Raw genomic sequence first — 13,511 nt, forward strand, 5'->3', positions numbered from 1 at the left:
GGCGCCCTCACAGAGGTGAGGGCGCCGCTCTTTTTAGTTGTCGGACGTGATTCGGCCGCTGCGCATAGGGGACTGCCTGGCCGTAAGCAGACGGAAGAGACAAACGCCCGCAACCGAGAGAACCAGAAGGTAAGCGATCGTTAGGCCTTGCCAGGAGAACGGCGGTTGCCACTGTGGATCGAACATCTCGCTCCAGTTGACGTGGTCGCCTTGAACCCCGACGGTGTATCGGCGGAGACCCTCAAGCATGAGGTAAGTGTGTGCCAATGCACCGAGGACTAGGCTCCAGCGGATGATAGAGATGGACCATGGTGTCACCTTGAATGGTCGAAACCGCACGGCGATGCCTGAAGTCAGTATGAGGAGGACTATGAGTGCAAGGGCATAACGTCCCTGCCAGATCCATCCTAGTTTTTCGCTGGAACCGGCCTGAAGAGCAGGCGGGATGGCAATGACCGCAACGGCTAGCAGGGCTACGGGCCATCGGAGTCTGGCGGGGCGTGCAGTGAACGATAATAAGAGCATCGAGCCAAATCCAAGCACCCAAGCGTAGACCACAGCCATCGGGGGAGCGGTGTCGAGTGAGCCCAGCACGCCTACATACTCGCGCATATACCCGACTGTCCGGTCCAGCATAAGCAAGGCCGCCTCGTCCGCCGGAATCGGCGGTGTCACAGCGAAAAGACTGTCCAGACTCCTTGCGCTCAGGCTCCACCACAGCGCAAAGAGGCATGACAAGCCAACGATGAATGCTGAGAGTTGAAATGATTTTGTTCTGAGCACTGTACGTATTGCCGTCAGATTGTGGCCGAGGAGTATTGCGGCCAGAGCTACAGCAATCCACAAGAAGGAAAGCGGCCTTGTATTGGACAGAAGGACTCCTGATACTGTAAGAACCACCGCAGGAAACCTGTTGAGTTTAGTTTGGGTCCGCCTTTCGAGCATTAAGCAAAGTCCCATATAAAATGCGGCTGCCGTGCCGATTTCCAAGGCATTCGGATTCACTGACCCGGTGAGAAACAATACGGCCGGAGTGATCGAGATTGCCGCAGCGATCACCATGAATTGGTTTCGGCGCATAGATGCAGCTGCATAGAAAATCGCCGCGAGGAAAAACGACGTGAGCCAGGCACTGATCAATCGCATGGTGTAAAGCGCTGCTTCGCCAGTGAATCCGTGGCTGCCCAGTCCGACGATTGCATAGTAGACCGGGTTGTAGTTTCCGGCAGACGTCTGGGCTGGCACCAGACTTTGATTCGCTCCATCGATGGATGGAGAACAGGCGGGGGTCTTTTCCGGGTGCGTGGCAAAGCAGTTGTAGCTGCTGAGGTCGGCGAGGTACTTGGGAACTTGGACCGTCAGCGCCTCGCCCTGGGCTCCCGAACTGCCTCCGGCAAACTGACCTCGTGCGACTGCAGCCGCCTTGATTACGTGGGCTGCTTCATCCGGTGCTGACATGAGGGGGGAGGCAAGGGACCAGATGCTGCCGGCCGCCCCGAGTAATATCCATGCGATGAGAAGAACCACTGCTGGAGTGGGCGGTTTGCCGTGTGAGGAACGCGGTCGAAGGGTAGCCAGCGGCCCGCGTGATGTGGATATCTGCATGGTAGCTTTAACAATACGTGGAGGTCGGCCGAGGCAGGTTTGTATGCTCCGTTCTATCCGGGAGACACCACTCACATGCGCAGTCCAACCACACGAACCTCATCGCGAATCAGGTTTAAAGAGTGGTTGATCAAGCGTTCAACCAACGTGTTGCGAATTCTTGCCCAGAGCTCCGTTGTCAGGTTTCTCATTGTAGGCGGACTTTCCTTTGCCCTAGACATGGGTCTGCTGGTAATTCTCCACGAAGTTCTCCGTGTCGACCTCTGGATTGCAACCCCAATAGCGTTTGTGGTCAGCCTGGTTTTCAACTTTCTCCTGCAGCGCTTGTTCACGTTCCGTGCCACCAACCACGGCGGGGTGAGTGCCGCCCGATACCTGCTGCTCGTACTTTTCAACGTCGTAGTCAGTGATCTTATTGTCACGGGTTTTGACGCCCTCGCCTGGTCGTACATAGCGGGAAAAGTGACCGCTACGGTCCTGACAACCGTATGGAACTATTTCCTCTATCGCCATTGGATTTTCAAGAACAGCCCAAGCATGGAAAATATTCGAAGCTGACGGCCTCGACACCCTGTGCGGCGCCGCATGTGATGGTCAGATTCAATTGTTCTAATGCCGATCATTGGAACAATTCAGTACGGCGGGCGGTGCACGCCTGGATCCGCGGATGGGACGCGGCCCGCGCACGGCCCACTAAAAGACATCCGTACAGGTAGACGGTCCACGGAGGGCGCAAGGATGAGCCCGTCAGCAGACGTCTTCCGCTTGGCCGCTACGCGTGCTCGCCTGCAACGATGCGCATGCCAGGCTCTACAGAGCCCTATCCAGGGGTTAACTTCAATTCACCTGGCAGGTCAATACGTAACTTTCGCTCTGACATCGGCACCGGGGGGTCGGTATTCGAATGGGAGCCCGTCCGGGCGTCGGTGACGTCTGGTTGTGCGTCTTTCGTCCTGAATCGCTTGAAGAGGCTGTGACCGGGGTAGAGGTAGCGGAACAATATCTCAATGCCCGCGCCAGCCGCGACAAGGTAGAGCACGGTCAACGCGAGCCAGCCGAACGGTGGCTGCCAGTCCGGCGAAGAGAACAAGGTTTGCCAGTTTGCGGACTCGCTGATACCGACGACATAGCGCCGGAGCACATAGACGAAGGCCAAGGTGTGGCATGCGCCTATGAGCCAGAAGATGTTCCTGGCTATTTTGGCAGCTGTGTTACTGGCTCGGAAACGAAGTCGGCGCAGGCCAAGTCCGATCGAGATGAACAGGACTACCACTAGTGGGAGAGTGTATCGACCCTGCCAGATGAATCCCATGGAACGCCACAGCACCGTTTGAAGAAGTGCTGGCACGACATAGAGCATGGCCAGAGACACCCAATAGCCTGTCCACTTCCTGAGGGGCCGGACGCAGAAAGGAATAACGAGTGCCGCCACCATGAACGCGCTCCAGACCAGCATGACAAGTTCTGGTACGGGGGTGTCCAGCCATCCCATTACGCCAATGTACTGGGGGAAGAAATCGTACGTCCGGTCCAGCATGATCATGAACCCGCGGTACAGCGGTGCATCAGGATGCGGGCTGGCAATGCCGTCGGGAGCCACCCCCACGTTGGCTGGGCCACGGGAGGCAACATAGATCCAGCCGAGACCAAGAAGCGTCCCCGGCACGGTAAGAGCCACAGCGGTGAGGACGCGCTTGTCCCGGAACACTTGGAGCGTGCGCCGGAGTTTGAACGAGCAGACTCCGGCGACAAGAGCGCACAGGAGCCATACTAAGGAAATCTGCCGGGCGTTGGCCAAGACCACGGTGGCGGCCGCAACTGTAGCCAACGCGGGAATTACAAGCTTGGTATTTCGCCAGTTGTCCAGAACCACCACGAAGCCGGAGAATGCAGCCATGGTGGCCGCAATCTCCATTGAATTCGGGTTGATGCCGCCACCAAGGAACAGGACCATGGGCGTCATGGCGAGCGCAGCCAACAGCACGGCAAACTGGGGCCGTCGCAGCTCTGTCAGGGCCGTGAATCCCGCAGCAAAGAAAACGGCGCAGAACAGGGCGCTGATCAGCCTCATTGCGTAGATGGCTGGCGCGCCGGACATAATCAGGGTGGGAAGCCCCACCAGCCAGTAGTACATGGGGTTGTAGGACGCGGCCGAGGTAACGCCGATGTTCGTGTAGGTGTCGTCTGCATAGACCAGCGGAGCGCAATCTGCCGCCTGCCCGCGATTGAATTTGTAGCACCCCTGACCGTGGAGGTTGGCGATATAGTCTGGAACCTTGACGTGGACACCGTGGCCGAAGGAAGTTCCTTCCTCAACCAGAACCTGGCCACGCACAACTGCGGCAGCCTTGATAGTGTGCGCCGGCTCATCAGGGAAGCCCATCAGAGGCGTCGCAGCGGACCACAAGCCTAAGAGCACGGCGAACAATCCGGTCAGAACGGCGAACGTCCGCAATGGTCTTGGAATTGATCGGCCCTTTGTGGGCCGGCTGCTGATGCTCATCGCGCGTCTCCGATTGTGCGTACGAGCGCCAGGCCCTCACTGATGGCTTTCTTGCTCGGTGACATAACAAAGGAATAAGAATTGGCGTCCTTTTGAGCCTTCTCGCCGAGAAGTGCCTCGCCAAAAGACCGGGTGAGGCGGTTAAGGGGTTCCTCGACGTACTGCTGGCAGACATTGACGTAGATCACGGTCGCCAATCCATAGCCCGCGCCGTCGTCCAGGGCTTGGACAACAGAGCGCGGCGTCGTCGTTACCTCGCCTGCGGCGACTGCATCCACCACTGACGCTGCGTCCATTTTCCGTGCCTGCCCGTCAAACACCAGTTGAGTGGCGACGAAGCGGTTACCGATGATGCCTCCATCAAGTATCGCCAGGCCGCCGTCAGTGTCGTCCAGCTTGTTTGCGAGGTCTCGTGGCTGCGAACCGGTGAGTCCCTTCACATCCTTTGGCCAGCGGTCCGGCTGGAGAGGATTCCAAGACACTCCGGGTGAGTTAGCCAGATAGGTGTTGACAGCGCGAGTTGTTTCCGAGGGGCCCTCTTCGGCCATTACTTTGATCTCGACGTCTGGCAGGGACTGTTCAGCATTCAATGCAGCGATCTTCGGATCATTCCAGCGTTTTACGTCTCCCCGCAGAATCGCTGCCAGCGTTGGAGCATCCAGCACAAGGTCGTTGATTCCGTCGACTTTGATGGCGACTCCGACCGGCAGGACACCGGCTGCGATGGAAAAGGCACCCGCCGAAGTGCAAAGTCCGGAAATCGCTGCTTTTTCGGCGTCGGTCAGGGAGCTTCCGCTCGCCGTAAAATGGGCCTGGCCATCACTGAAGGCCTTCAATCCAGCGCCGGCACCATCGGGGGAGTAGCTGACAGATGCGCCTTTGACCTGGCTGCTCCACGAGACACTCCAGGCGCTGACGGCACCTTGCGCAGATTGGCCACCGATGCCGGTGAGGGCGCCTTGAACCATGCCTTCAGGAGAATGCGAGCACGCTGACAGGGAGAGCATCCCTGTCAAGGTGGCCGCAACGCAGAGCCTGACACTTCGCCTAGAAACAGAAATCACCACTCCAGCCTAGTGGCACAGTGCCGCAACGGCTGACACGTGGCACGCAGCGGTGGCGCGTCCGACTCCAGTTATCCGCACGAGGTAATACGGTAAAGCTTGGCATCGGGTCCTTCCGAATCCAACAATTCGAAGCCGGCGGCATTGCCAATGTCGGTAACACCGGGGAAATCATTGGATCCGGCCAGATCAAGCATGTAAGCACTACCGAAGTCCAAAACGAACTCCACCTTCGTGTGACGAAGGGCATCGCACACTTCAGGATCTGCGGGCTCAAACTTCAGCCGTTCGTCGATGAGCTCACGAATTGGGTCGATGCCTGCGAAAAGGTGTGGCGTCAACACTCGACGCCCGGCATAGGCGTAAGCAAGCGAACTCCCGTTCCACGGGTTGTCAGCAATGACGGAGTCAGGCGGAACATGATCAGCAACACGCGCGAGCAGAGCGCGCTCGTCCGGGGTCAGCATTTCCGATTGCGCGTCGAACCGATAAACGGTCGAGGCCCCGGAAACATAGTGCGATGTAGGGCCCACGAAAGTGGCGAGAACCGTCACCACCAGGACGACTGATGCCGCTGCCACGAATGGACCTCGTCCACGGACTATGGCAAGGCGTTGTTCAAGTGCGGAAGTGGTCCGGGTGGCTGCCCAGGACCTGCGCCAGAGATCCCAAAGGTGGAGCCCGCCCAACACCGCAATTGGGGTGGTGAACAAGGGCAGCAGGGCCGCCAACCGATAAGTGTCTTGGTACCACGTGCCGACGATGGCGTCCCGAATGAAGCCCGTGGGGGCCGCTGCGGCGACTATGTACAGTGCAGCAACTGCACCATAGCAAGCGGCAAGCAAAAGGTGTTTGCGGTAGCGGACCACAACATATAGGCCGCTGACGGAAAGAACAGACACGACGACGGCGGGAATCGCCAGCTGCATCGGGCTTACGGTCAGGATTTCCCCTATGGCCGCGCCGGGCTTCACTGTTGGTCCCCAATTGTCGTAGGGTGCCGGCCGAAGTTTCAGCCAGGAAACGGCTGCCAGGCCGAGCACGAAGACCGTGGTCAGCGCGAATAGGCCCTGGCGGAGTTTCGGCGTCCGCCAAGGGGCCAGGCGCCGTGCCCGTTTCCACCACAGGAAGAGCAGTACGGGGGTGGAGATGGCAAGAAGGGTATTGATGGAACTCGTGTGGGCAAATGCAAGTCCTCCTATGGCGAGGGCGAGTGAGGCGGCTCCGGCGCCCCGGCTGCCACTGTGGCTCCGGCCCACACCGCATAGAGCCAACACTGCCGTCATTGCGGCAGGCAACATGCTGACCGCCAACGCGTATGGAAACAGTGGGCCCCAGACAATCATCTGGTAGGGGAACGCCACTTGGGCGCTGGCGACGATTGACGCAAGGATTAGTGCTGCCGGGCGCCGGGAAATGACAGACCCGACGAGAAACAGGCACGACGCGGGCCAAATGACTGCAGCGGTAACCAGATTCAGGGCATTCTGTGCAGTCGGGATGTCAATGCTTGTTAACTGCACAAGAAGGGCTGCGATGGAATGCCAGGCCGCGGGGTATACAGCATCCAGACCAGAAACTCCCTGGAGCGACGCCAGCGTCAACGACGAAGCGTTCCCGGTATCAAGGATGAAACGGACCGCGTTGAGGTGGAACACGTTGTCGAATACCTGGGCCGGGTTGACCGGGGAACCAACCAACTGCGTGAACCGCCACGTAACACAGGCCATTGCGATGATCACGGCAAGGTACGGCAGCAACCCCCGCCATGAAACCTTTGCCACCGGCCACTCGACTCCGCGAGTCAGGAGAAGGGCTAATCCCGCCAGCACTGCGCAAATGGCGAGGTACGGAACGATGTTCCAAGGCACGCCCAGGACGTCCGCAATCGTTCCGGCGAGGCCGGCGGCTGCCGTCGAGTGAAGCGGCGCCATGCCAATCAGAGGACCCAGCCTGAATTTCAGGCACGCGGCTATGGCCGCACCGGGCACATACATCAACAGCACAGCCAGTAGGACAACCGGCAGGAAGCCGAGCCACATCATGAAGCCGCCTGCTTCGACGCGGTGTTTGTGTCGGGGTCCTTGAGTAGGCGCAGGACGACCCGCATCTGGATAGCGGTGACAACGATTTCACCAAGGGCGAGTCCGAGGGCGCCGCCTGGGCCGCCCATCAAGTCGGCCAGAACGATCATGGCAGGCACGCCCACGACGGCACCGGCAATAGTGCTGGTCAGTACCGTCCGCATGCATTTTGCAGGGACCAGCCAGTGCGCACCAGTCGAACTGGTTACACAGACCAAGAGAAATGACAGCCCGAACCAGAAGCAGGTCCAGAAATCTGCGGCCAGCGCCTCACTGAAAAGCAGCGCCGTTGCCCAAGGACCGGCAACAGCGAGCAACAGCCAGCCCACCAGTCCAAGTCCGGACAGGGCAACCAGCGAGTATTTCCGGCGGCGGGCATGGTCGCCTGCAAAGTCACTGACCCAGCCCTGCAGACTGTTTCCAAGCGCTGCCGTGGCCAGCAGCCCGATTCGGTATAGCTTTTCTGCCGAGACAAACGCTGCCAACCCGCCGGATGCAGCCATGAACTGGACGATGATGATAGGCGTTGAAGCATAGGATCCAGCCGCCAGGGTGATGCCTGCGCCGGCACGAAGAGCCCAAATCTCGCGGATAATTCGGCCGAAGGAAAGGTCCTGGAAATCGCCTTTGTGTGCATGATGCGCATTGAAGAGCAACGTCCCGGCAAGACCCAACACCAACAAAGTCGCTGGGTAAATGATTGTCTGTCCGGTGGTCAAGAGAATGGGGATTACACCCAAAGTTGCGACCATTCGGGGTATGACGTCGTACTTGGCGATCCTGCCGGGGTGGCCGGTCGCGATGCAGTACCAGGCGGGCGTTAAGCCGGAAGCCGCCTGAGCGCAGGCCATGAGGAAGGCCAGCCAGAAGTTGGCAGGATCCCCGGCGAGGCCCAAGGCAACAAACATGAGGGGGATAGTACCGAGGAACATCAGTGAACGTGTTGCAAAACTCACGGCGTAATGACGGCGCCGGACAGTCTCATCCGCAGAGGATGCGACGGCTGCTGGCCCGGTGAGGGACCAGCCAAGACCGACGACGATGGCCCCGATGGCCCCGATGGCCTGGCCGAGCGCAAGTGCAGTCCATACCGGCGCCCCGCCGACCCTTGCAACTATCGGAAGCAGGATGAAGGATGCCAGCGAAGATAGGAGCGGTAATCCCGCAAACGCGGCAATCCTCTTGATCATGCTGGGAAAACTCCGGGGTGGGCGCGCTGCACACTACATGTAGTCATATGCGTCCTTGCCGAGTCGGTTATCGATGAAAATGTCGGTCACTTCCTTCCGGAAGCGCTCCCGTTCGGCCTTTATCGCAGAACGGTAGGCATCCTGCTTGCGGATCTCCTCCGAGAGGTTGTCCATCAGCCGGGGAAGTGCGGCGGCAGTAGCCGACACTTCGTTGTCGTCCGGCATGATTTTGTGCTCCCACGGAATCGGGACGTCAGCGAAATATGCTCCCGAGCCGCGTCGCGCGACAACTGCTAAAGCTCCGGACAGTGCGGCTTCGCGGGGCATTCTGTCTTTCCCGGGGTGATGCCCGAGATCCAGGTAGACACCGCATGTTTGCAGGGTGCTGACGACTTCTGAGCGCGTCATGCCCTGAATCGGCAACCATTCAATTCCAGGATCGCAAACCTTCCTGACGGCGTCGATGATGTGGGCGCCCTTAGCCGGGTTATAGGTCACCAGCCGCGGGTTGCGTTTTGCTTCATTTGCTGGTCCGAATTCATCCTGGGGAGTGAAATCAGAAAGCAGTGAAGGGACGGTGTTCAGCCGGCTGGCAATAAATGACCACGCATATGAGGACTGCACTAGATGCACGATGTCACGCCGCTGCCGCATTTGAAAGGGGGTGTCCCCGTGCTTCAGCATGCGCAGGAACGGCACCCATGTTTCGCGGATCTTAGTCGGCAGGCCACCGGTGGTCCGCTGCCAGAGGCGTTCGCCCATGAAAGTCAGCGCATTGTCTATGCTCAGCCACCAAATCATTTTCTTGGCGTGTTTGTACGCGAACACGTCTTCGATGAACGTCTCGGGCACCACTACGATGTTGCCCGCCGCGTCTTCGATCGTGTCGGCTTCCGGCGCGTCATAGATGGAGTACTGGGCGACGCGGGGTGTAGCTGCGGTGGTGTAGTGGGGCACGAGATAGGCGTCCTGCCCCAACTCCCGGAGTGTTGACACCAGCTGATGCAGTGCTTCGGGGCCTCCGGTGCGCAAACCGCGGTGGTAGAGGACAAATATCTTGCGTGCGTTGCTCACGGTATTCTCTCGATCTTCGATAGCTGATCTGGCGCGCTTTTAGCGCAAACGGGCGGCAAGGGCGTCATCGATCTTACCCATGCGGCCCGTCCAGGCATCTTTGGCTCCCGCCATGGCCGCGATGAGGTGCTTTCGCCTGTTGGGACCGTATACGAAGCGGACGATATGGCTTTGGACCTCCATGTACAAACGACGAAGCACCCATGCCGGCTGTTTTCCGGCGAACCTGCGGGCCATGACCAAGGAATTCCGGGTGATGTAGTAAACACGGAACGGAGGGTGGTAATAAACGTTCAGCTTCTTCTGCCCTACCCGGACCCGCCAGCCAAAGATCTTCATGGGCCTGGCATTACCCAGGCTGTGCTCGAGGTCGCAGCCGCGGCCGGAGAGCGAACGGAAGCCGTGGTCGCGAAGCCGGGCGTTGAATTCAGTGTCTACGCAATCGATAAAGAAGTCTTCATCGAAGTAGCCCACGGCATCGAAGACTTCAGAACGGATCATGCTGCCGCTCGTCATGGGGTCGAAGACTTCCGGCTCACGCGTGCCTCCCAGCGTAGGAAGCGGTGCGTGATTGTGGGACTCGGCGCAGACCATGCCCAGAGTGTCAGGGTGATCAGAAGCATGGGCGGTCGCCAAGGCGGCGGTGATGTAATCCCCGGAGAATCGGGAATCCTGGTCCATCGTGACGATCCACTCGGGATTCCAGCGTTTGCGTGCTTCCTGGATCCCGGTGTTGAGGGCCTTCGCGATACCGGAGTTTGTGTTCAGGCGGATGACGACTGCCCCCAGTTGCTCGAAAGCGGACATCGTGTCGGTGACGTCACGAGGGGAGCCGTCGTCGACGATGACAACCCTGCTCACAAAGCGGAATAGCCACTTGATATTCTCGACGTTTTCCGCACCGGGATTGAACGCGGAGACAACAGCGCAGACCTCCGAGTTTTGCCGGACCTTGTCCGACGATTCGCTGCCCGTCATGATGCCCTTGCTGCCAGGCGTGCGCGCCGGACCGCTTCGAGGACATTTCGAACAAAAGCCACACGCGCGCGGACGATTTTCGACGCCGAGCGGATTCCCCGCGGCGTGAGATTCTCACCGTGCAGGCGGTGACGAATGGTGTCTGCTTCGAGGTAGGTGATGGAACGGTTAACGTTGCCGACCATGGCGATCCACTGGTCATGTGACTCCGCCATGTGCTGCGGGAAAGGCAGGATCTGGCTGAGAATCTTGTTGCGGACAGCCATTGCGCACCCCCAATGCAGGCGGTATCCGACGACGATTCCGATGAGGTTACGCACGGAATGTTCGGAGTGCTCAGCCCGGAGGCGGATTTCGTGGAATGTTCCAAGTGGGCCGTCGAAGTGCTCGCAGTTGCTCGCGACCATGTCTTTGCCATCCATGGCGGAGATCATGGCCTCAACCCGGCCTGGGATCCAAACGTCGTCCTGATCGGAGAGGAACACGAACTCCCCGCGGGCTTCGCCCAGCGCCCTTTCGAAAGTGCGGACATACCCCGCGTTGACGGCCGCCTGGATGATTCGGATGCGGTCATCCTGGATGCCACGCACGATGTCCGCGGTGCGGTCGGTCGATTTGTCGTCCACCACAATCAGTTCGTCGTTGGTATCCAACTCCGAGATGATGGACTTGATCTGTTCTTCGATGTGGGTGGCGCCGTTGTAGGCGGCCAGGCATACGCTCACACGTGGAGTCACGCCGGGGGTGGGGTCCATCAGGATTGCTTTCTGTTTAGGCCCCCGTTATGCGCCGGCGGGGCGGGGCCGGTCCTTCAGCAGTCTAGCAAGGCAGACGAATCGAACTGGACGCGGGGCGGTCAACTATAATCGAGGGGACTCAGCCGCCGAGTGCTTCGGGCGGAAACTACGGAAGGAACCTCAAGTCCATGACCGTTGACGTAATGTTGCCATACTACGGCGATGTCGATCAGATGAAACTCGCCGCGCGCAGCGTGATGAATCAGGAGAACCAGGACTGGCGCCTCGTCGTCATTGATGACGGGTATCCGGACCCGGAACCCGAGCGCTGGTTCTCGACCATCACTGACTCGCGCGTGACGTACTTGAAGAATGAGCAGAACCTTGGCGCGAATGGCAACTACCGCAAGGCGCTGACCATGGTCGAGGCCGATTATGTCGTGATCATGGGCGCCGACGATATCATGCTGCCGAACTATCTCGATATTGTGGTGGGTGCATTCTCGGCTTATCCGAACGCCGATGTCGTACAGCCCGGGGTACAGGTCATTGACGAGAAGGGCATCGCCTGCAATCCTCTCGTGGACGCAGTCAAGAAGCTGTACGCCCCGAAGACAAGCGAACGTATGGAGCTCAAGGGGGAGACCATGGCCACGAGCCTTGTCCGTGCCGACTGGGCATACTTCCCGTCGCTTGCTTGGCGTTCGGAAACAGTGACCCGCATTGGTTTCACTGAAGGCTTGGATGTTGTACAGGATTTGGCTCTGCTGCTGGACATCGCCGCAGAAGGCGGCTCAATGATCATTGATCCGACCCTGTCGTTCCTTTACCGTCGCCACTCGGCCTCAGATTCGTCCGTCCGTGCGATGGACGGTCGACGTTTTGACGAGGAACGCAATTTCTTTGAACTGCAAGCCAAGCGCTTCAAGGACTTGGGCTGGAACAAGGCCTCCCTGGCGGCCGCGTTCCATACAACGTCACGGCTGAACGCTGGCTCTCTCGTGCTCAAGGCCATTGCCCGTGGAAGGTTTGATTCCCTGCCCCGACTCGCTAAGCACATCGTCAGCTGACCATCGAACAATGAATGAGGCGGCCATCCCAATTGGGTATGGCCGCCTCATTCTTTAGTGCACGTTTTGGAACTTCACTTTGTGGCCGCTCCGTTGGTGCCCTCGGAGGAAGTTGAAGCATCAAGCTGCCGCCGGAGCTCCGTCATGTCCTGTCTTAAGATTGCGACCTCTTCGGCGAGTATGCGGACCTCGTCCTCGGCCTGGGACTGCTCCTGGGAGAGGTGGAGACAAACGCCGACCAAAAGAACCAACGTCATGATGAAGAGAAGATTCGCGGGAACCTGGATCCCCACTAGCCTGCTGGCGAGCTCCAGCAGCCCTGGGAAGGCGGACAGCAAAAGAGTCCCGAGTCCGATGATGATCCACAGAACTGCGTATTTTTCACGCAGCTTTTGCCGCCGAAGCATCTCAAAAACGAAAAAGAGGATCGCCACGACGACGATGGATCCCATGAGTAGCGACATATCAGGTTCCTAGTTGGACGATGGTTCGGATTTTTTGCGTGTCAAGGCGAAGATCAACGCCAGTCCGGAGCGACCGAGGTAGATCGCAGCCTTCAGTGGATCGTGGCTCGGGGCACCCCCCTGCCTTTCACGCATGGAAACGCCAACTTGATGGACAGTGCATCCCGAGCGGATCGCGACGACCAGGGAGTCAATGGTGTCGCCGAGGTACTCGGCCGGGTAGTGGTCAACGTATTGACGGATCGCCTTAGTGTTCCCGGCACGAAATCCCGACGTGACATCGGTCAAACGAGTTCCGGCAATTCGTGAAATAGTCCATGCCAGCACGTTCATGGCCCATTTTCGGGGACCCTTGACAACGTACTCACCTTTGTCAGCGAAACGGGCACCGATTGCGATATCAGCGTGGGCCAAACCATCTAGGACCGCTTGTATGTCTCGGGGATCGTGTTGACCGTCAGCATCAACCTGGATGACACGCTCGTAGCCATGCTTTTTGGCGTACTTGAACCCTGTCCGCATTGCGCCGCCCACTCCCATGTTGAAAGGAAGTTGAATGACGGTGGCCCCGGCTTCGCGGGCCACCATTGCCGTGCTGTCCCGGGAGCCATCATCAACGACGAGGATGTCGCAGGGCGGCCCGAAGGTGAAAACCTCCTGGACGGTGTTACCAATGGCTTCGGATTCGTTCCAGGCGGGCATGATCACTAGAGTGTCATGTCTGCGGGCTTGCACAACCACT

Annotated in this window: 12 protein-coding genes; 2 read left to right on the plus strand and 10 right to left on the minus strand. The window is 58.9% G+C overall.

Annotation, left to right across the window (positions count from 1 at the left end):
- Positions 1–33 precede the first annotated feature (33 nt).
- Positions 34–1,527, minus strand: coding sequence for a DUF2142 domain-containing protein (locus ACVWY0_RS00675; protein WP_485835023.1), 1,494 nt, complete (start codon positions 1,525–1,527; stop codon positions 34–36).
- A gap of 297 nt (positions 1,528–1,824) precedes the next feature.
- Between ACVWY0_RS00675 and ACVWY0_RS00680 the strand changes: the two genes are divergently transcribed.
- Complete coding sequence (locus ACVWY0_RS00680; RefSeq protein ID WP_485835190.1) at positions 1,825–2,163, plus strand: GtrA family protein; 339 nt, start codon at positions 1,825–1,827, stop codon at positions 2,161–2,163.
- Positions 2,164–2,425: 262 nt separating this feature from the next.
- Here the strand turns inward: ACVWY0_RS00680 and ACVWY0_RS00685 are convergent, their stop codons facing one another.
- The 7 genes from ACVWY0_RS00685 to ACVWY0_RS00715 all read right to left on the minus strand — a co-directional run bounded on the left by ACVWY0_RS00685 (position 2,426) and on the right by ACVWY0_RS00715 (position 11,223).
- Entirely contained in the window at positions 2,426–4,108 is a 1,683-nt protein-coding gene (locus ACVWY0_RS00685; protein ID WP_485835024.1) for a DUF2142 domain-containing protein, read from the minus strand.
- Entirely contained in the window at positions 4,105–5,115 is a 1,011-nt protein-coding gene (locus tag ACVWY0_RS00690; protein WP_485835025.1) for a substrate-binding domain-containing protein, read from the minus strand. The genes ACVWY0_RS00685 and ACVWY0_RS00690 overlap by 4 nt, the downstream gene beginning before the upstream one ends.
- A 128-nt stretch (positions 5,116–5,243) precedes the next feature.
- Positions 5,244–7,217 carry a DUF6541 family protein gene (locus ACVWY0_RS00695; RefSeq protein ID WP_485835026.1) on the minus strand — a complete coding sequence of 658 codons (1,974 nt, stop codon included), beginning with the start codon at positions 7,215–7,217 and terminating at the stop codon, positions 5,244–5,246.
- Entirely contained in the window at positions 7,214–8,164 is a 951-nt protein-coding gene (locus ACVWY0_RS00700) for a hypothetical protein (RefSeq protein ID WP_485835027.1), read from the minus strand. The genes ACVWY0_RS00695 and ACVWY0_RS00700 overlap by 4 nt, the downstream gene beginning before the upstream one ends.
- A 315-nt stretch (positions 8,165–8,479) precedes the next feature.
- Positions 8,480–9,520: a hypothetical protein gene (locus ACVWY0_RS00705; RefSeq protein ID WP_485835028.1), complete on the minus strand. Its 1,041-nt coding sequence runs from the start codon at positions 9,518–9,520 to the stop codon at positions 8,480–8,482.
- Between the two features lie 39 nt (positions 9,521–9,559).
- Complete coding sequence (locus tag ACVWY0_RS00710) at positions 9,560–10,498, minus strand: glycosyltransferase (protein ID WP_485835029.1); 939 nt, start codon at positions 10,496–10,498, stop codon at positions 9,560–9,562.
- Entirely contained in the window at positions 10,495–11,223 is a 729-nt protein-coding gene (locus ACVWY0_RS00715; RefSeq protein ID WP_485835030.1) for a glycosyltransferase, read from the minus strand. Before ACVWY0_RS00715 ends, ACVWY0_RS00710 begins: the two co-directional genes overlap by 4 nt.
- Positions 11,224–11,423: 200 nt before the next feature.
- Here ACVWY0_RS00715 and ACVWY0_RS00720 point away from each other — a divergent pair, with 200 nt between their 5' ends.
- Positions 11,424–12,305, plus strand: coding sequence for a glycosyltransferase family 2 protein (locus tag ACVWY0_RS00720; RefSeq protein WP_485835031.1), 882 nt, complete (start codon positions 11,424–11,426; stop codon positions 12,303–12,305).
- Positions 12,306–12,379: 74 nt separating this feature from the next.
- Here the strand turns inward: ACVWY0_RS00720 and ACVWY0_RS00725 are convergent, their stop codons facing one another.
- Both ACVWY0_RS00725 and ACVWY0_RS00730 read right to left on the minus strand, forming a co-directional pair.
- Positions 12,380–12,769 (minus strand): DUF2304 domain-containing protein, encoded by a 390-nt coding sequence (locus ACVWY0_RS00725; protein ID WP_058931954.1) that lies wholly within the window; start codon positions 12,767–12,769, stop codon positions 12,380–12,382.
- Positions 12,770–12,778: 9 nt separating this feature from the next.
- A complete protein-coding gene (locus tag ACVWY0_RS00730) occupies positions 12,779–13,504 on the minus strand; it encodes a glycosyltransferase family 2 protein (RefSeq protein ID WP_485835191.1) in 726 nt (241 codons plus the stop codon).
- Between the last annotated feature and the right edge of the window lie 7 nt (positions 13,505–13,511).

It is taken from the genome of Arthrobacter sp. UYNi723, from assembly GCF_054057635.1.

Bases quoted from the DNA above. Each gene is read 5' to 3' on its own strand.
- ACVWY0_RS00680 (WP_485835190.1), top strand. From the start codon at position 1,825: ATGGGTCTGCTGGTAATTCTCCACGAAGTTCTCCGTGTCGACCTCTGG.
- ACVWY0_RS00685 (WP_485835024.1), bottom strand. From the start codon at position 4,108: ATGAGCATCAGCAGCCGGCCCACAAAGGGCCGATCAATTCCAAGACCA.
- ACVWY0_RS00690 (WP_485835025.1), bottom strand. From the start codon at position 5,115: ATGCTCTCCCTGTCAGCGTGCTCGCATTCTCCTGAAGGCATGGTTCAA.
- ACVWY0_RS00695 (WP_485835026.1), bottom strand. From the start codon at position 7,217: ATGATGTGGCTCGGCTTCCTGCCGGTTGTCCTACTGGCTGTGCTGTTG.
- ACVWY0_RS00700 (WP_485835027.1), bottom strand. From the start codon at position 8,164: ATGTTTGTTGCCTTGGGCCTCGCCGGGGATCCTGCCAACTTCTGGCTG.
- ACVWY0_RS00710 (WP_485835029.1), bottom strand. From the start codon at position 10,498: ATGACGGGCAGCGAATCGTCGGACAAGGTCCGGCAAAACTCGGAGGTC.
- ACVWY0_RS00720 (WP_485835031.1), top strand. From the start codon at position 11,424: ATGACCGTTGACGTAATGTTGCCATACTACGGCGATGTCGATCAGATG.
- ACVWY0_RS00725 (WP_058931954.1), bottom strand. From the start codon at position 12,769: ATGTCGCTACTCATGGGATCCATCGTCGTCGTGGCGATCCTCTTTTTC.